Source organism: Sporolactobacillus nakayamae, from assembly GCF_900113325.1.
GTDB lineage: Bacteria > Bacillota > Bacilli > Bacillales > Sporolactobacillaceae > Sporolactobacillus > Sporolactobacillus nakayamae.
In genome coordinates this window covers 55,724-73,728 of the sequence record NZ_FOOY01000019.1, presented here as the reverse complement: position 1 = coordinate 73,728, position 18,005 = coordinate 55,724, and the positions used below count along the sequence as shown (strand labels likewise).

The following is an 18,005-nucleotide window of genomic DNA, read 5'->3' as shown; positions in this document are numbered from 1 at the left end:
CGTTTAACCATGCCAGGTATTTGTTCAGGAGCTGTTTGTAAAGCTTCAATTCGCCTTTTATAGCCGGAACAACGCTTATCAATCGTCGAATCGATATCGTTAATTTTTGCCTTTTCTTTGCTTGAACTAAGGAGTGAAAAATCAATGGGCAGGAACGTTGATCCGTCTGACCATCCCAATGTCAGCATACGAAATCCTTTGTAGTGTCTTCTCTTGGCATGGTCAAAACAATGAGCCAAAAGTTCGACGCGCTTACTGCGGTCGCGATAAAAAAGATGAATCATCCAGAATGAGTACTTTAGTGTGGCAGGCGCTCGTCAAACGGCTAACTTTCATAATCGTGAATATGCTTAATTCAGTCAGGAAGCGGCGCCAGGCAAACTTCGGGTAGTTTAAAAAACGATAAACAGCATCCTTGCCCGGTAAGTCATCTGCTTAATTACTCTCCAGTAAACGATACCAATTTCTTTGGGTAAAGATCAGTCGAAAAATAAGCTGAAAAAGATAACCACTGGAAAAGCCGAAAGCTATTTGAATTCCTGCCTGACGTAAATGTTTTAGAATCTTCAACTCGTCAAATTTTGCTTTTATTTCTGATGACAGTTGATTATTTTGACCTTTTTTCACTATCATATGGAGGGCACCCCTTCTGTTTGGTGGTGTATTTCGTCAAAATCACGATACCAAAAATTGAGGTGTCTTTCTATTTTGTCAAGGAGTGTAATGAATAGGCTACAAAGCACGTTATATCAAGGGCTATTTCGGATTTTTACTCTGCGAAAGTTGAGTTAATATATTTAGACTTATTTGTTTTAAAATAGACTAACGCCGCTTTCCATATTACTAAATTAGATTTATTTCTGATCACACTTGCTGCTTCGTTTCTAACTATTAAATAGACACAGTAGTGAGTTGTAAATGCAATACCACCAACAAGGAAGTATAGAAAAACCATTGGTATTACAATGTACCAATTTAGGTGAATTGTAGACTCTTGTACGAAAAAGTTCAAACTAATATAGCTAAAGTAAACGAATAAACATACATATAGCAATTTTTTCATTTTTTCACTAATGTTCATCATTTTCACAAAAATATCTTTGTCATTATCTGAATATTTGACTGTTTGGAATATCCTATTCTTTCTTAAACTCACTTTACACTCTTCTCTCCTTTATAATGAAAAAATTTCTAATAAATCTGATCACATGTTCTTCATAGCCGTTTTTCAATGAAAAATCCCGTATCACCGCAATATAAGGTGAGAGTTTAACATGGTTTAAATTATTTTTAATGACCACCTCGACGAAATGTGCTATATCCTCAGATTCCATTTTTTTCAGGTATTGCTTTAGACTCTCTTTAGAAAGTAAGTCATCTTGAACCATATTAACTAAGGTTGAAATAAACTTTTCCCGATTGCGAGGGATCACTTCCGTTCGAATTGTTGAATAGCATCTCTTTAAAAAGTTCAATTTCATAGGAACTCGAAACAAACCTGTTATGGCAAAAGCATCCGCTAATCCACCTACAAGTGCTGCACTTAAGCCACTTGAAAGTAAACCACCTGTGAAACTTTGATGAAACGGATAAACAACCGCATAGCCTATCCCTGCTCCAACTATCAAGCCATTCGCAAGTTTTTTCTTTGACTTTTCCACCATTCTCACTCCTACTACTGACAACTTTATTTCATGGTAATTCACTAAAATGACTAACTGCTTTTGGAAGCTAAATGTCCTAAAGCGATCAGTTGAATATTATTGCTTATACAAATATTTTCTTCGCGGTTTTTCCAATTATATTAGTACTCACGCCATCCATAGTACCGCCTATTACTCCACCAAGAAGCGGTACTGCCTTTCCTAAATTAACAATTCCCTTTTCACCAAACTTAGTGATCAATCGAAATCCTACTGCCTTATTTATCGCTTTAATGATCTCAATCGGAACCTTTTTTATTGCTTGTTTTCCTAGCTGCGTGGCAGTCTTTATACCCACATTTTTTAGTACATCTGAAACAGAATTACCAGTAAGTGCGAGAAAAACAAAAGTTTTCACTTGATCGTCCTTAATATCATAGTTTCTCATAATAGCGATTGCCGCTACCATTCTGATTTGGACATAAGTTACAGAGGCTACATCAGCAGGAATTGCCACGGGCAAAGTAATTAGTCCTCCCAATCCCGTTAAGAAACCGGCCGTAGCTGATTTTGTATTTTGCCAGTGTATTAGTTTATTTATAGCTTTATCAACCGATCCGTATTTCGACAAGTAATTCTGTGCAAAATCATAACCTGTATCCGTTCCAGGCAAACCACTAATTGATTTTTCATATGCCCAATCCAACAGTTTTCCAACTTACTCTCAGTCAGAGTATTCTCCATGGTATGACCCACCTTTTATAATTTTTACTAGGAATCCTTTGGAATTTAATGATTATTCACTTTTACAGGGTCAATTTCACCATGTTATTTCATTCCGGCTAATCTCTCAAATACCCGCCGCCTTGTGATACGTTTCTATCAAATAATGTGTTTCCGTCGCCATCGCGCCAGTATCCGTGAACTGGTGTCCCATCTTGGCGTACATAGTCATGGACATCATGCGGATGGACAAATGTTTTTCCTAGCTCTAATGGTTCCATGTGCATCGTATGTACCAGTTTTAGTGGGTCATTTTGCTGCATGATATCTTGGTAGCTGTGCGTGTGTTCGTTTCCCGCTGTAAAATGAGGGCTTGGATCAAAGCCATGATTTACAGAGTCGTTTCCGAAAAGATGGGCTGAGGAATGGATTGCTTCACTCCCAGTTGGATGTTGGCCTTCGTTTGAATCCGCCGTGTTTCCATCAAATAAACTCATTATTCTTCATCCCCTTTGGTTCACTTTTAAAAATCAGCATTTGCAACTGAGCATCTAATTTTTCTAGATCTCCTTGCGCTGCTAGCAAAACCTGTTCCTGTTTTGCCAATTCCTCTGCTTCTCGTGCATTCTCTTGCTGCGTGTTTTCAATAATTTGCCGACGAACAGTCGCTTTTTGATCAAAGATTTCTTGTGTATTGGTAACGGTATTTTGAATGAGTTGGTCCACTTGATCGCAAATAGATTCATAGAATCCGTTGATGGATTCGGGGATAATACGTTCCCACTCTTTCTTGATCTCGGGCTTTAATTTTCCTAGTTTATTCTTCTTCATGATATCTCTTATAATCGGAATACCACCCATTGCCAATAATGGAACAAACAACGACATTGACAAAATAGCCAATCCGGTGGCAATGCCTCCGACAATTAATCCGGAGGTGATCGTTGTATCCATTCCTGAATCAACATTCACGTTCACTTTTTCACTGGATGAGAGTTTTCGCCCACCTACTGCTCCAAGTTCAATGGTGCTGTTAAAGTATTCATTTAATCCTTTTTCAATGGATTGCTTGAGTTTGTTCAAAAGTTCAAGAATATACGGGGAATATTCTTCAAGCCAGCCTTTAATAAAGCGCTCGGAGAGCTGTGGCAGGATTTTTTCTGTTAGTTGACTCACATCTGGGCTGTCAAAATTATTGATTGCCTGAATTCCTTCATCTAAAAGACGCTCTTTCAAGTTGCTGATTGACTTTTCAATTAGGTGATGTATTTCCGTTTCTCTTAATTGAACATAATCATGAACCGACTGAAGGGTCTCATCCTTCTTTTGTTCCCATGAATTTAGATTTTCCAGTACAGCAGTTAATTCCTTTGTTGATTGCTTTCCTGTCACAAGACACGTCCTAATTTCGTTGTTTATCTGCCTGAGAATGTGAATGGCACGATAGACATAGGCCGACTGTTTTTCTTGTGCTCGCGTTCCGCTCTCAGTCAATTCTGTGATTCTTTTCTCGATCGGAAGAATTCCAGAGAAGGATATGAGTTCATCATTTTGTTCGATCCGTCCCTGCAGAGCACTTAGGGATGATAGTAGATACAGTGATGGCCGTGGTAAACCAAGGGAGTGTGTAATTCGCCGTTTAAAATCTTCAGCTAGCTCATCAAGATCTGTTTCTTCCTCATCCAAACGGTCGATAAAATTAGCGATAAAAACAATCTTATTTAAATCTTGGCTCAAAAGTTTTTCCTTGATAAATTCCTCTTCCGTTCTTTTTAGAAAAGCACCAGAATCAAGGACAAATATAACAGCGTCTGAACGCGGAATAAAATCATAGGCAACTTCTGCCCTCTGCTGATTGAGATCGTTCACTCCGGGTGTATCGACAATGACAATATTCTGATCAAACGGGACTTTAGATAGCGACAAATCAATATACTTCACTTGATCGGTTGACTGAGCATGTTCTGCTGTAAAATGCTGCATCACATCTTTATCAAGATCAAATTTCTTTGTCTCACCCTTTTGGTCATGCACAATGAGCTCATCCTTGTCCCCTTTAAAGATCCGATGAATAACGGCAGTCGTTGGTAATATATCCGTTGGAAGTAAATCTTGCCCGAGCAGACTGTTAATAAATGTTGATTTCCCATGTTTAAATTCACCAACCACGACGATCGTGTATTGGTTCGTCTTCATATCCAAACTGAGTGTCGCCAGCTTTTCACGAATCGTTCCACTCAATTTACATGTTATTGCCTGTTTTTTTAATTCATTAATAACGGTTGACAGAGACTGTTCCTGTGTAATCATTTTGTGCTCCCTCCAGCTGTTTCGATAACGGATTTATTTCCATGCATGCTCTTAATTCTTCCTGTTGTTCTTTCAATTTATTGATTTCTTTAGTTGCTCGTCTTTGGCTTATTTCAGCATTCCTAAACATTTTCAAAAACAGCTCTTGCATTTTTTTGAGCTCTTTTTCCATATTCAAGGTAATCTTATCTGATAATTGTTTTTGCATGCTCTTAAAATTTTTCTCTAAGTGCTCCACTTTTTTTGGAATTGATTTTTCAAATTGATCCTTTATGCGGTCCTGCAGAAGTTCTCGATCATCAACGCTTTTTGCCTTTCTTACAATGAATCCAATAAATTTAACAACTGATTTTCCGGCACTTGCTAGCATAGAAAACGTCTGTGAACCTTTCTGAGGTGCAAAATCCATAACGCTTCTATAGACAGCGTCTGCCAGAGAATCAAACATATCCGTTAGTTTAATTTCATGATTTGCTTCGACCTGTACATTAAACGAACTTGCTAGTGAGCGATAGTTTTGCGAAAGCTCGCTACTCATATGTGCGGCGCATTTCTGAATCACATCATTTGCCCACAATTCTTTCCATTTTAATAGATCCTCGGCTAGTATCCCTTCTAATGGAGACACCCTATCTTCAATTGCTCGTGCCATTTCTTTGTAAGTGCCAGTTTGTTTCTTAAATTCATTTTGAGCAGCGTGTAAGATTGCTTCAAGCCGTTGTTGATAAGCTTTTTTTATTTCAGCCAATTCCTTCTTGCTATTGGATTTTATCGATTTCATCAATCGTTCTCTTTCGGCACGAGCGTGATCCAATTTAAGCTTAAGTTCTTTCTGCTTTTGATCTGCGTCAGCAACGTGTTGGTGAAAACTTAGCATTTCTAATGGAATATCTTGATTCATCATGCGGTCAATCCAATGATTCAATTGGAGATCTGCTCGAAAGATTTTGATGTACCCTCTCTCCTCCTCCAAAAATTGGCCAAGTGCTTGTTCGAGTGCCGGTATACCCGTTTCCTCGAGATTTCTTACAACAGCAGAGTTTTTCATTTTCCATTGAGCACTTTTTATGACTTCTCCATTCTGCTCTCTTCGGAAATTCAACGCATATTTGGCAGAGATAAAAAATAGTTTAGGATGGGCGATCTTGGAAGGCAGATGACTCAATATTTCCTGGCGAACTCTTTCCACATCAGCTTCTGAGTCCAACTGGTCTTTAAAGTTGATTACAAAGAACAATTTGCCAAGGTCTTGAGTAAGTACTCGATTTTCGAGAAAACTGTGTTCTGACTGCGAAAGTTGACGGCGTGCATTCAGCATAAAGATCACTGCATCTGATTGAGGAATAATCGTATTGGTCAGCTGGCTCCTATTTTCATCAAGATCATTAAACCCTGGAGTATCATAGATACAGATGCCGTTGCTTAAAAAAGAAAGCGGATAACCGATTGTGACTTGATCTATTTGATTGAGAGTCTCAATTTGTTTTTGATAGGCAACAAAGGCCTCATGATCATCACTTTTTGGTTCCTTTGGCGCAATCAAATTTTTGAACGTTTCTTCTGGAATAACATGCTCTTGACCATTGGCCGAAACAATAATACTTTGTTGTTCTTTATAGATGATTTTATTTAACAATGCCGTTGTCGGGGTAACTTTTGATGGAAGCAGGCGTTTGCCAAACAAACTATTTAAAAAGGTGGACTTCCCCTTTGAAAATTCCCCAATGACTGTAAGGACAAATTTTCCGTTCTCAACATCACCTAACAAGTCATTGATCTGCTGAATCGTTTCTTCATCTTTTTTTGTAATAAGGATTTTAATTACTTTTTCTGCTTTTGCGAAGAATTGTCTCTTCCTTTCAGCATAGTGGTCTAATGAAAAGCCCATAGATCCATATCTCCCCTGTCATTTAAATAGGTAAAAAAGTATGATGATTCCAATACAACTAAAAAACAAAACGCGCATTTTTATTACATTAACTCTTATTTGGTTCAATAAAGACAAAGGTACTGTTTGAATGGTGTTAAGCGGAGAACTCTCCCAAGCATCAATCATAGAAAGTTCTGAAGTTGAATAGTCAATTGAAATATGTCGATCTGTCAGTAAAGGTTCATCTATCAATGCTTCAAATATTTTTTGGTGCATCGCAAGTTTTTCATTCATTTTGAATGGTTCAAAACAATGGATTAGCTCTTCCAAATTTTCCTTTTCTATTTCTCCAAGTTTTTCGTTGGCTAATATACTATTATTCAGTGACACAATGGCACTGCTAATCATAGAGAGCTGGTTGATCATTTGAAAAAATGAAAGGCTTATTTTTTGAATATAATCCTGTTTGTTTCTTTTCAGCAATTGATTAAATGTAATTATTTTATTGTGAAGTACTTGTCTATTGTTATAATTGATGAACTGGATCGTAGTGCAAAGCTGCTCAACAAAAGCTTCCTGCTCGCCGTTTTCTTTTTCTAGGCATTTTCTATACTCTTTTACCTGTACGTTATACATTCTTATTTCATTTTCCAATTGATCAAGCTGAGTGTTCTTAAAAAGAGGATATGTTTGATAGACTCCTGAGCTTCTGAAGTTATCTATATCAGTTAGAAGTCGTTGGTACGTTTGGAGTAATTTCTCTTTTTTTGAATTTATGCTTTGTGTCTTATTTGAGAGCTGTTTTTTTAATTCTTCTATTTTTATTGATACAACAGGGGATTGTCCAGTACCAATGGTATCTAACCAAAGTCGCGCATGATCTTCATCCGATACAAGAGATAAAAAAGTTTTATTCGTCGCAATATACGCTGTTAATTCTTGAATTTTCACCTGATGATACTCAATAAAATGTTGTAGTTCATTTCTCTTATCAAGGATCGCGTTCCATGACTGCGACAATTCTTCAATAGATAAATACATTTGTTCAATATGTAGATTTTTTATCAGCATCTTTACCCTTGCTAAAATACAGCATTGTAAATAAACAAAATAACGCCACTTACTTCTCTCTTTCAGATTTACTGCCTCTATTTCTAGTTTATTGACTATGTTAGAAACACTTTGGAAATGGCCATTTTCCAGAAGCTGATTATCCTTTTTTATCTTTCCCTTGAGTATGTACGCTGCTGAAATACCAATCACATCAACTAGTTGGTATTGATCTATAAAAGAATTTCGCTCATCAGCAATCCACTCTTCTAATTCTTGTTCCTCTTCTTCTTCATCGTAATTATCAATTTGATTGATGACCATGACTGTTGGAAGATGATTATGCATCAATTTTTCTAAGTATTGATGCGCAACTTGCGTCTGTATCGTACGACAATCAGCAACCCACATAACTACATCCACACGATTGAAAAAGCGTTCCGTATTCTTGGTATGATAAGCATACTGAGAATTGAGACCTGGTGAGTCAATAATGGTTATCTCTTTAAGAAAATCCAATGGCCAATACATTTCAACCCAGTCAATTTCTTTATCAATTGACTCGTTACTTAAATCAGCAAATTGATTATTTTCATATGTTACAATGCGTCCATCCAAAAAATAAATAACCATTTTCTTTTGAGCACCATACTTGAACATCGTAACAATGGACGTTTTTGGCAATATATCACTTGCGACTAGCTGTTCCCCAAAAATCGAATTCACAAATGTGGACTTTCCTGACTTCGCCTCACCCATAATCATTACATTAAGCGGTCGTTCTGTTTGCCCATTTTGCCAATCAGCCAATTCCTGTCCCACTTCTTGCATTTCAGGAATTACATTTAAATTATCGTTCAGACTCTGTATATATTGAGTCCAATCTTTTACCTCTGAGGTCTGCATTCTGCCACCCATCTTTCAGAACAAAACCTGTTCACAATGATTGCGTTCAATAGGCAATGAGACCTATTACATTATAATTATCGGTTGCTATGTAAGAAATTGTAAGCAAATTTTCAACATTTGTTCTAAAAGTGAGATTAATGCATTTCAGTGAGAAAACCATTTTAATATGGGCTCAATTTTCAAGCGATTTGAGCTCTTCTTCAATCATGGGTACCCCCCATACATCTTCATCAATGGCTCAACAATCAACTCTCTTACCTTTGCTTCACTCGTGATCTCGTCCAACGGCAAAAAATAGTTGGTAATCGTTATGTCCGTATAATCCGTTTGGTACAGTTTTGGATATCGATCACCCAATGAATGCGAATCCTTTTCCCAACCGGCGGATATAATGCCGTTGCATTTAACCAATGGCTTTCCATCTTTCCGCTCCGCCACTACACATGACAGGGTCGGATAGGTAATTTGATGATCTTCGTCGAGGCCATCAAAGAGGATGTTGAATGCCACTCCTTTTTTATCATTATCTTTTGTGTAGACGCGCTGCATGAAGTAGGGCAGCCAGAATTCCGGAGACTCATAACTGGACGAACGGTCCCAAGTCACACCATGATCGCCAACTGCCGTCCAGCCTTTTTTGACTAATTCACCTTCGATGACTGAGATGAGTTTTCCCACTTCTGTGTAGATTTTGACCATCTCGCCGTAGACATGTTTCATTTCTTCTCCAATGCTCATTGCGTGTCCCTCCAGAAATAGTGTTTCGGCTGAATCAGTTTGGCTGGTGGATGGAAGCCTTGAAATGATGTAAGTCCTTTGCGCTGCAGTAAATCGCGTAGATCTTCAAGCAGGAAGCGTTGTCCGTCATCGAGAATTTGAGTTTCAAGTGTCTCTTTAGCGACATCGAAAGCAGCTTGCCAGTTAATCCAGTAAAGTGAATGCGTATTAGGATCATGCTTGAGCAACTTATTAAGTGAGTCGTCGGTTATTTTTCTCGGCAGCGCATCATGCGCGGTAACAAAGAGTAGAAATCGATGCTCCGCCTGTGTTAAAAGCTGCGTCTGTTCCTGGTTGAGGTCGAGCGCGTTGTTCTTTAAGTCAATGTATTATTGCTCGGCCAATTGGTCTCCATCATAGGTTTGCAGTTCCTGCTTCATTTGCGTTCGGTTGGCATCATGCCGTCCACTGTAATATTTTGCTTCTATAATAATAGCGATTGGCGGCTTGGTCTTGCGCGTGATTAGGATCAGCACATCCGGCTCACGGTTGAAGCGCGTGGTTTTCGGCCAGAAGACATAGTCCGCCATCAGACAATCTGTAAAAATGTTGCTGATGTGTTGCCCGGACCGGGTGTTGATTGCTTTACTGAGAAATGGAATGAGCGCTCGATTGACTGGTAGGTAACGAAAGGTGGAGAAAACGTCCGAAGTCAGTAGGTCTTCCTTGGCTTCTAATGCGGGCAGTTTTCCATAAAGCTCGGCAATGGTCATTGGATCACTACTTTCGTAGGAGATGGTTTCTCCTAACATTCTCCATATAGTGACTTTATTCCTGCTTATTTTACAAAAAATAGGATTTTATCCTGCAAAATACCTGTATTTAAAGAACATGGATGGTGACCCGTATGAAGATATTTAGGGACAATAAACATATGGAGGTGAAGGGTAAAATGGCTACAGAAACACTTAAAAATAATGAATACAATAGAACCTTTCACATAAAGGAAAAAGATTTCAATGATTTATTGGATAGTGATCCCATTGCTGTTACCCCTTCCCCGTTGATTGATCACCTGATTGCGCAGACAGAAGAAGAACGTTTATTAGATGCAAGAAAGTTTATGGAGAAAAGAAAACATGCCCGATAAAATAGAGACAAAGGTCTATAAGTTATCGACACTAGTTGAATCAAGTTCAGAGGAGGAGGTAAATCAATTACTCTCCTCTTTTTCGTGTGAGAAAAATCCTCATGTACAGAATTACTTGCATCACAAAGCAATTTGAATGAACAAAGATGTGTTACGAAGACTTATTTAGTGATTAATAGCGAAAGTTATTGCTAAGCAAACGTACATAAGAACCGTATCTATTGAATATGATGCTGACAATGATTTTCTGGATGATTACGATACATTGGACATAAAAGATTATGAGAAAAAATATGAAAAAGCCAAATTATACTGTTTTCATAAAATACAATTGAATAAAAAGCCGGACAGTAATCAATTTTTAGCTGCTCTGAGAATTAATTGATTAATTCCCCTTGAGATAACGTTTACATCATTATTCTATACTACAAAAATCAGCCTAAATTCGATCCATCAGCCCGAAGTGATAATTATTGTATGCAGATGGTGACCGGTATGAAGATATATCTTTACGTTGTTGTGCTTGCAGCCTTATTAACGATCATTTAATCCCTTCACCCATAACCCCTTGCACATTTCTGAGCTTATCACTCCTAATGTCATAACCCTTAATTGTTCTACGTAAATTAGTACATAATCGTCTTTTTACTTGCCATCCGCTCGTTTTCAATGCGCTTCTTTCAGCTGATACGATTTATTCAGAAGGACAAGCAACATACGTGCGGGTACCAATCTCCCTCCTAATCGCAACAAACGGTGAGAAAACAAAGTATTGGAGATGAGCATCATTCAGGACTTTTATACACAAATCACGAATCATTATGATTCGTTGTCAAGTACCGAGCAGATTGTCATTGATTTTGTAATGAAATATGGGGATATTGAACATCTGAAATTAAAGGATATTGAGGATGAACTCTTTGTCTCATCGACTACAATTATTCGAGCATCCAAGAAGCTTGGGTATCAATCGTTTACGCAACTAAAGTATGCCTTAATTCAAACGAAAAATAGTGAGTTATCTGCTGATCCGCCTCCGGGGGTTAGCGGTTACAAAGAAATCATCGAACGCGTCACCCACGATTTTTCCAAAACGATTCAGCTTTTATCCGAACAAAAAGTTACTGCTTTTGCTGAAGAAGTGCGGCAGGCAAGGCGTATTTTCTGTATCGGCAGTGGTTCAAGTGTCGGTGTGATTTCCGATTTTAACCGCAGGCTGAAGCTGCTTGATTTGTGGTCCAATGATTATTATGAGTTCTATGCAATCGAGCGCATTCCGGACATTGCTACTTCTGAGGATGTTATCGTCGTGTTTTCCTTGGGCGGAAAAAGTCAAGCGATCAACCAAATTCTGTTGAAAGCAAAAACAAGTGGAACACGAATCATTTCGATTACCAGTATGTCCGTTAATCCGCTGAGTAAAATTAGTGATGTGAATCTATTTACCTATCTATCACCCAGTCCCCGTAAAAAGATACGCTCTCGTCTCATGCTAAGTGTTGCTGCTGATGTCGTCTTTGAGCATCTGCTCTTGTCATTACGTCACTAAGTAGTTTTTTACCCAAAAAGTACATTTATTCTCTTCAAGTAGCAACAAATGAAAACGCATTCATTCGGGTTTTTTAGTGGTACGATGCAGACATAAGAAAAAGAAAAGAGGTTGATGATTGTGACTGCAACAAAAGTAAGTGAACGGAATAAGCTGCTTCGCGACTTTGAGCGATTCGGACGCTCGTTTCTACTACCGGTTTCCGTTCTTCCCGCTGCTGGTATCATTAAAGGGATTGGATCCGCTTTTACAAATTCAAGTACCGTCGAAATGTATCCTTTTCTCGGCAATCATATCTTTCAGTTTCTTATGCAGCTTCTTGTAACGCTTGGGAATGTGGCTTTTGACAATTTACCAATTATCTTCGCAGTTGGTGTTGCGGTCGGGCTCGCCAAGAATGAAAAAGGTTCGGCAGCGTTATCCGGGCTGATTGGTTTTCTCGTTCTGCATTATACGCTGCATTTTATGCTGGTTGCGACGGGTACGCTGGTTGATACAGCGGGCATGGATCCGACCAAAGCAGCTCTGGCACTCGCTGATAAAATGCAAACAACTGTCCTTGGCATTCAGACGATGGATTTAAATGTTTTCGGAGGAATCATCACAGGTTTTATTGTTTATAAAGTTCATAAACACTCGATCAAAATCCAACTTCCTGCAGTCAGGTGTTAAAACAAAGGTTTCCTGATTTATCAATTTTTAAAAGCGGCGGCACTCGGATTGAGGTCACCGAACAGGGTGTGTCAAAGGGTAATGCTGTCCGTTATCTTAAAACACTGACCCCTTTGGAAGTGATCGCTGTCGGAGATTCTGGGAATGATTGTTCTATGTTCCAAGCCTCTGATTTTGCGTTCTGCATGGATCACGCAACGACTGAAGTCAAGCGTACCGCAGATGTGATCATCAAGAACTTTGCAAATATAACAGATCATCATTCTTCAATGCTATCATTAAAGAGGTGACACGATGTTCAAATTCTTGGGAAAGAACAAACAAATGGCTCCTGTGACCGTGTATGCGCCAATTACAGGAAATCTCATTGAACTTGCTCAAGTGAATGATCCTGTTTTTTCCGGAAAAATGATGGGTGACGGTTTTGCGATCATCCCCGCCGATTCAGCGCTGTACAGTCCTGTACACGGCATTGTTTCCATGATTGCCGTAACGAAGCATGCAATTGGTATTCAAACAGACCGTGGTCTTGATTTGCTGATTCATATGGGTATTGATACCGTTGAGTTAGCAGGCAGTCCGCTTGGCTTCGGGTAAAGTCATGGGCGGACTATTTTTTGTTTTTTTGACGACACGATAATCAGCATAAGCACCGCAAATTGAATATTAGGGAACATGCGTCATAAGTCGTCATTGGCCTCACCGCCCTCATACAAAAGAGAGGCGCAGCAACCGCCGACGAGCTTTTATTAACCTATTCATTTTTCATGGTATCAATAACTGAAAACTATTTCTTAATTGTCGCTTATAATCAAATCCAATCCAATATATCTGTTACTTTTAGACATAATAAAAGCACCCTGATTACAGGATGCTCATCTATTCAGTATCAGAAATATCTTCCAGCTTAAGCACCATATTCTGAAGGTATTTTCCTGAGCTAAGCCGAATAAAATTGTAGTTTTCATAAAAACCAACAGAATTCTTTAGTGCCTGAACTGACATAAAAACGCATCCGGAAATAGTAGATATAGTATAACATGTATCAATTGCCGACATTAGCATTGTATAACCAATGTCTTGATCTCTATATTTATCATCGACTCCAATATAATGAAGTCGTACAGCCGGATAAAATTTTTCGCTTTTAGGTAAATCCCAGTGTTCTTTTTTTAATTTATCCTTTCCAATCTTCGGAACGGTATCATTGAAAAGTGTATAATAACCTACAAACTGCTTATCACTATTAAAAAACAGTTTTGTTACCGTCATGTGTGATTGTTGTAATTCATAGGCATCATTTTTCAGAAAATCTTCAATATCGGTACTGATATTATGTTCATCAATTTTGTAGGTACATCTAAAAGCCTGAATTATTGATAGGAAATCTTCACTTAGTTCTTTTTCAATTAGGTCAACGATCTCAGCCATCTTTACCCTCTAGATTTATTGATTCCTTTTTTCATGGCTCTGTACGATTTTAATCCAGCCCGTACACGTTTAGCTTCCGGAGAGTTAGATCTTTTTCTTGAAGTTGCCCATTCATCAAATTTTCTTGCTTCTTCATCATTCTCAAAAACAACCGACATAGGACGACGAGATTTTACTACTGGCATTTTTTTCTCCCCTCCCTTATCACACATACCTAACACCACCCATTATAGTGGTAACAGTATATGCAACTCTTTAAATTAATTATACGTCATGACCTATATTCAGTAAATAATTATATTTTAATAAACTCATCATCACTGTTGGTAGTGCTTGTTGTTCTGATTGTTTATGCTTAGACTGTAATGAGGATTATTGATTCTGGATTGACATCAGATAACCTTGATAAGCGGATTTTTTGTTTCCCTACATCATCTTTGTTGATAGGAGAAAACTTATTGCTCTCTTGTTATTATTAAAGAATGGGAACTTTAGATATAAAAAAGGTCTAAAAGTAGTATTTCCGACAAATATATCTGTTTACGCATAACCAACTTTATTACTATTTAAAACGAAGACTTTGGCCTTTAGTTTTAATTGAAATATTTATAAGCCCAACTTGACGAATCTCTTCGTTGGAAGTCATATGATACCACCATCACCAGTTTAAAACGCAACTCATCATCAACTAATACCAGGAAGGAAGGTCCTCCGATGCGGGTTTGCCTGTATTTACTCGTTCTGTGTCTTCTGTCGTCCATTCTGCCCTTTCCCCTTACGAGCTTTTGTTCTTCTACTAATGGGCTTCTTCTTTTGCATCTTCATCGTCACTCATACTGAAAATAAACGGCTTGCTTTTTGGCAAGCCGTTCTGATGCTGACCTTGCTGCTTCTTTTCCTGATATTGGGATGGATTTTACATGTTTCTCTTGGAGTCTGAGTAACCGGTAGTTCATCAGAAAAGGATTAATCTTGATTCTGCCCCGCCCCCATACAAGGACTCACCCGTTTATGTGTAACATGCTTGGTTTGCCGCAGCATTTCTGATGCACCCCCCTCTTGTCCAACCCCGCCTATTTTCTTTATAATTGAGTTGTGAGCTAAAACGTTTTGGAACATAAGGTTAAAAAACGAGCGGCTTAACAGAGTTCATCCCATAAATTCTTTTATTTGGAGGACAAGCTCATGAACATTCAATTGAAAATCTCGATAAAAGGCAGTAAGCCGCCTGTCTGGGCCAAGATCCAAGCAGACAGTATGATTACCGTTTCGGATCTGCACGACTATATCAACGAACTATTTTGTTTTGACTATAATGATGCGTATATTAAACTACCAAAACGATCGGGTTACTCACTCCGCTCTGCGACAACGGATGTGTTATTTGGAGTCTTTGATGAGGAGTACGGGCAACTGACCGAGCTTGGGCCGGATGTTCTGAATGACACGCGTCATTTGGTTTCTGATTTTCTCATTGAACCCGGTGACAAAGGCCACTGCGTCACTTCAGATAAACAGTTGGAAATCAAACTTGAACCGCTTAAAGATGAATACGAGCAGCCTGTACCGCGCTGCGTCGGATGCAGCCGGGCGATGGTTCCCTATTTGAACAGCTTATTAATGGATGAAGATGGGACATTTTTTGATGATCCTTTAAGTAATCAAGCAGAGGCTGTTGAAGATCTCACTGAATGCTTGAGCATCTATCAGCTCGATGACGACGAAGAAGACTTAGCTCAATTTACTGTTGATCCTTCAAATGACGAGAATTGGTTCGATCTCTTGCGTGCTTCGGAACAGTTCGCGGATCTTGAGCCATGGCGATGGCTGAATTCGGATCAAGTGCTTATGCTGGACCTTCCCAATTTTCCACAACGGGTGTACTGCTGCGTTCTTGGACAAATGGGAGATGAATTCGGTCTGGTTGCCTATGTCGGTGACGAAGGATTGGCGTTGATTCATCGTCTTTTCACGAATTCGGCTGCTGCAGTTAACACGCCGATAACGGCTCAAGTGTTCAATCTCTCACTATGCAGACGCGGAACTTTTCCTGAGGAAGATCGATCATTACTCTACATGTTGGATCATGGTCTAGAAAATAGGGACCATTGGCCGATGCTGCGCGTTCAAAACCCCGGCTATATGAGCTGGATACCTCAGGGGGAAGAGATCTTTCTGTTCACCGATATTATTAATAAGATTTCAGCGCTCGTGCATGATTATCAAGATCGAATTGAGCAATTCCCTTTTTATCAAGACCACGAATGGTTTCTTAGAAAATATGTTCTCGATGAGCAAGGATTCGAAAAATCGGTTGATGGTACCATCGAGCCGATTGCGAGCAAACAGGTCCAATTGCGGCATGCCGAACCCATGATCAACGCCATTGATCTTCAGCGGATAAAGAAAACGATGCGCCAGAACAAATCATGGGTAGAACTTGGCGGCGGGTTCGCATCGTTTACTGTTGCACAAGAAAATGACAACAGACCGATCTACCCTTGGCTCGAGCTCGCTGTCGATCACATTAATGGACAAATTCTGCTCCATAACTTAGCATTGCCGGATCAATTTAATGAACAAGCTGTTTATGTACGCACAAATCAGGATTTTCTTTTGAAAATGATTCAAGAAACGGCGCAGCGTCCGAGTGGCATTCTTGTAGCTGATGATCATCTCTATCATGCGTTATTTTTATTATGTAAAAAGCTCGGAATCATTTGCAGCCTGTCCAATGACTTGCCCAAGTTGGACCAAGCAATGGAATCCTTAGCTGAATTTCTGGAAAGCCAGCATTGATTGTTCATTTTCCCTATGTGGCTTGATGCATTCTGCTTGTTTGGCCTGATAGGCGCTTATAATCGTCTCAGTTCGACTATTTCATTTAATTGCGCAACATGACAGGTAATAACCGATACAATCAGGTGATTATATGACAGAAGGACAAAAAGTGATCGGCGGCTTTTTTTCATTGGAACTGCCGATGCGAACCGAATACCACAGCCAGGCACTGCGCCTGAATAGCGCGCGTTATACTCTTGAGTATTTGCTCCGCGCCAGAAACTACAAGAAAATTTATCTGCCCGCTTATATTTGCGACAGCGTGCTTCAGCCAGTTAAACGGTTGGCTATTGACTATAGCTTTTATCGTATTAATGAGCACTTCGCACCAATTTTTGAACGCGTTCCGGAGGATGATGCCTGTTTCCTCTATGTCAATTACTTCGGCATGAACAGCGACAATGTTCGGAACATCTGCCACAATCTGAGGCACGTTATCATCGATAATACGCAGGCGTTTTTTGATCGACCTCAGTCGGGCGTCGATACCCTGTATTCGCCGCGCAAATTTTTCGGTGTGCCTGACGGCGGTTATTTGTATACCGATGCCGAGGAGCGGCTTGAACTGGAACGGGATCCGTCCTACTACCGTTGCGACGCGCTGCTGAAGCAAATTGATCTTGACAACACTTCCGCCGAGCCGTTGTTTGAACAAAACGAGGCCTATCTGGATACATGTGGGATGCACGTGATGTCCGGTGTGACTCAGCGGCTGTTGATGAGTATTGATTATGAGCAGGTGCGCGCGATCAGAAACGAGAACTTCCGGTTTCTTCACCAACATATCGGCACATACAATCAGCTGCGCGCGGACTTCGGTAGTGTGAACGGACCGATGTGCTACCCCTTCCTCATTGAGCATGGGGAACACTTAAAGGATCTTTTGCTGGAGCATCATATCTATGCCAATGATTATTGGCAAGAAGTGCCGTCGCGCGCCCCTCTTTCAAGTTTTGACTATCGGCTCGCCGAAAATTTGGTCGCGCTGCCGATTGATCAACGTTACAATGAGGCGGACATGCGTTATATTGCGCAAACGGTTCGAAGCTTTCTTGGATAATTTGGAAGTATGCACAAATTAACAATAGATCTCCATTTTCACTTCATTGCCATTCGATTAAGATACATGGCTTTATTTTG

Annotated in this window: 18 protein-coding genes and 1 pseudogene; 7 read left to right on the top strand and 12 right to left on the bottom strand. The window is 39.5% G+C overall.

Annotated elements, in window-relative coordinates:
* The 10 genes and pseudogenes from BM003_RS18255 to BM003_RS12715 form a co-directional block, all read right to left on the bottom strand.
* A pseudogene (locus BM003_RS18255) lies at positions 1-633 on the bottom strand (transposase); the annotation flags it as partial.
* A gap of 524 nt (positions 634-1,157) precedes the next feature.
* Positions 1,158-1,661 carry a DUF445 family protein gene (locus BM003_RS12755; protein ID WP_177184787.1) on the bottom strand — a complete coding sequence of 168 codons (504 nt, stop codon included), beginning with the start codon at positions 1,659-1,661 and terminating at the stop codon, positions 1,158-1,160.
* 106 nt (positions 1,662-1,767) lie between these two features.
* Complete coding sequence (locus BM003_RS12750) at positions 1,768-2,349, bottom strand: EcsC family protein (protein ID WP_245734261.1); 582 nt, start codon at positions 2,347-2,349, stop codon at positions 1,768-1,770.
* A gap of 136 nt (positions 2,350-2,485) precedes the next feature.
* Positions 2,486-2,863 carry a hypothetical protein gene (locus tag BM003_RS12745; RefSeq protein ID WP_093673667.1) on the bottom strand — a complete coding sequence of 126 codons (378 nt, stop codon included), beginning with the start codon at positions 2,861-2,863 and terminating at the stop codon, positions 2,486-2,488.
* Complete coding sequence (locus BM003_RS12740) at positions 2,850-4,676, bottom strand: dynamin family protein (RefSeq protein WP_093673665.1); 1,827 nt, start codon at positions 4,674-4,676, stop codon at positions 2,850-2,852. Before BM003_RS12740 ends, BM003_RS12745 begins: the two co-directional genes overlap by 14 nt.
* Complete coding sequence (locus BM003_RS12735) at positions 4,639-6,564, bottom strand: dynamin family protein (protein WP_093673663.1); 1,926 nt, start codon at positions 6,562-6,564, stop codon at positions 4,639-4,641. Before BM003_RS12735 ends, BM003_RS12740 begins: the two co-directional genes overlap by 38 nt.
* A gap of 18 nt (positions 6,565-6,582) precedes the next feature.
* Complete coding sequence (locus BM003_RS12730; RefSeq protein WP_177184786.1) at positions 6,583-8,502, bottom strand: dynamin family protein; 1,920 nt, start codon at positions 8,500-8,502, stop codon at positions 6,583-6,585.
* A 207-nt stretch (positions 8,503-8,709) separates the two neighbouring features.
* On the bottom strand, positions 8,710-9,243 hold the full coding sequence (locus tag BM003_RS12725) for a hypothetical protein (protein ID WP_093673659.1): 534 nt from the start codon (positions 9,241-9,243) through the stop codon (positions 8,710-8,712).
* On the bottom strand, positions 9,240-9,470 hold the full coding sequence (locus tag BM003_RS12720) for a hypothetical protein (RefSeq protein WP_093673657.1): 231 nt from the start codon (positions 9,468-9,470) through the stop codon (positions 9,240-9,242). Before BM003_RS12720 ends, BM003_RS12725 begins: the two co-directional genes overlap by 4 nt.
* A 141-nt stretch (positions 9,471-9,611) precedes the next feature.
* Positions 9,612-10,034, bottom strand: coding sequence for a hypothetical protein (locus BM003_RS12715; RefSeq protein ID WP_143128467.1), 423 nt, complete (start codon positions 10,032-10,034; stop codon positions 9,612-9,614).
* Between the two features lie 140 nt (positions 10,035-10,174).
* Here BM003_RS12715 and BM003_RS12710 point away from each other — a divergent pair, with 140 nt between their 5' ends.
* The 5 genes from BM003_RS12710 (at position 10,175) to BM003_RS12690 (ending at position 13,190) form a co-directional block, all read left to right on the top strand.
* Positions 10,175-10,372, top strand: a complete 198-nt coding sequence (locus BM003_RS12710) for a hypothetical protein (protein WP_143128466.1) — start codon at positions 10,175-10,177, stop codon at positions 10,370-10,372.
* Between the two features lie 778 nt (positions 10,373-11,150).
* On the top strand, positions 11,151-11,921 hold the full coding sequence (locus tag BM003_RS12705; protein ID WP_218143261.1) for a MurR/RpiR family transcriptional regulator: 771 nt from the start codon (positions 11,151-11,153) through the stop codon (positions 11,919-11,921).
* 120 nt (positions 11,922-12,041) lie between these two features.
* Positions 12,042-12,593 carry a PTS transporter subunit EIIC gene (locus tag BM003_RS12700; RefSeq protein WP_245734259.1) on the top strand — a complete coding sequence of 184 codons (552 nt, stop codon included), beginning with the start codon at positions 12,042-12,044 and terminating at the stop codon, positions 12,591-12,593.
* Complete coding sequence (locus BM003_RS18250; RefSeq protein ID WP_093673649.1) at positions 12,587-12,883, top strand: HAD family hydrolase; 297 nt, start codon at positions 12,587-12,589, stop codon at positions 12,881-12,883. Before BM003_RS12700 ends, BM003_RS18250 begins: the two co-directional genes overlap by 7 nt.
* 4 nt (positions 12,884-12,887) lie before the next feature.
* Complete coding sequence (locus tag BM003_RS12690) at positions 12,888-13,190, top strand: PTS sugar transporter subunit IIA (protein WP_218143260.1); 303 nt, start codon at positions 12,888-12,890, stop codon at positions 13,188-13,190.
* A 282-nt stretch (positions 13,191-13,472) separates the two neighbouring features.
* Here BM003_RS12690 and BM003_RS12685 read toward each other — a convergent pair whose 3' ends face one another.
* Complete coding sequence (locus BM003_RS12685) at positions 13,473-14,024, bottom strand: hypothetical protein (protein ID WP_093673647.1); 552 nt, start codon at positions 14,022-14,024, stop codon at positions 13,473-13,475.
* A gap of 2 nt (positions 14,025-14,026) precedes the next feature.
* The gene (locus BM003_RS12680; protein ID WP_143128465.1) at positions 14,027-14,209 is read right to left on the bottom strand and encodes a hypothetical protein; all 183 of its coding nucleotides are present in this window, start codon (positions 14,207-14,209) and stop codon (positions 14,027-14,029) included.
* Positions 14,210-15,209: 1,000 nt separating this feature from the next.
* Between BM003_RS12680 and BM003_RS12675 the strand changes: the two genes are divergently transcribed.
* Together BM003_RS12675 and BM003_RS12670 are read left to right on the top strand one after the other, a co-directional pair.
* The gene (locus tag BM003_RS12675; protein WP_093673643.1) at positions 15,210-16,823 is read left to right on the top strand and encodes a DUF7309 domain-containing protein; all 1,614 of its coding nucleotides are present in this window, start codon (positions 15,210-15,212) and stop codon (positions 16,821-16,823) included.
* A gap of 133 nt (positions 16,824-16,956) precedes the next feature.
* Positions 16,957-17,925, top strand: coding sequence for a hypothetical protein (locus BM003_RS12670; RefSeq protein ID WP_245734257.1), 969 nt, complete (start codon positions 16,957-16,959; stop codon positions 17,923-17,925).
* Positions 17,926-18,005 lie beyond the last annotated feature (80 nt).

Bases quoted from the DNA above. Each gene is read 5' to 3' on its own strand.
- BM003_RS12735 (WP_093673663.1), bottom strand. From the start codon at position 6,564: ATGGGCTTTTCATTAGACCACTATGCTGAAAGGAAGAGACAATTCTTC.
- BM003_RS12675 (WP_093673643.1), top strand. From the start codon at position 15,210: ATGAACATTCAATTGAAAATCTCGATAAAAGGCAGTAAGCCGCCTGTC.
- BM003_RS12705 (WP_218143261.1), top strand. From the start codon at position 11,151: ATGAGCATCATTCAGGACTTTTATACACAAATCACGAATCATTATGAT.
- BM003_RS12730 (WP_177184786.1), bottom strand. From the start codon at position 8,502: ATGCAGACCTCAGAGGTAAAAGATTGGACTCAATATATACAGAGTCTG.
- BM003_RS12670 (WP_245734257.1), top strand. From the start codon at position 16,957: ATGACAGAAGGACAAAAAGTGATCGGCGGCTTTTTTTCATTGGAACTG.
- BM003_RS12680 (WP_143128465.1), bottom strand. From the start codon at position 14,209: ATGCCAGTAGTAAAATCTCGTCGTCCTATGTCGGTTGTTTTTGAGAAT.
- BM003_RS12685 (WP_093673647.1), bottom strand. From the start codon at position 14,024: ATGGCTGAGATCGTTGACCTAATTGAAAAAGAACTAAGTGAAGATTTC.
- BM003_RS12725 (WP_093673659.1), bottom strand. From the start codon at position 9,243: ATGAGCATTGGAGAAGAAATGAAACATGTCTACGGCGAGATGGTCAAA.
- BM003_RS12710 (WP_143128466.1), top strand. From the start codon at position 10,175: ATGGCTACAGAAACACTTAAAAATAATGAATACAATAGAACCTTTCAC.
- BM003_RS12690 (WP_218143260.1), top strand. From the start codon at position 12,888: ATGTTCAAATTCTTGGGAAAGAACAAACAAATGGCTCCTGTGACCGTG.
- BM003_RS12740 (WP_093673665.1), bottom strand. From the start codon at position 4,676: ATGATTACACAGGAACAGTCTCTGTCAACCGTTATTAATGAATTAAAA.
- BM003_RS12715 (WP_143128467.1), bottom strand. From the start codon at position 10,034: ATGTTAGGAGAAACCATCTCCTACGAAAGTAGTGATCCAATGACCATT.
- BM003_RS12745 (WP_093673667.1), bottom strand. From the start codon at position 2,863: ATGAGTTTATTTGATGGAAACACGGCGGATTCAAACGAAGGCCAACAT.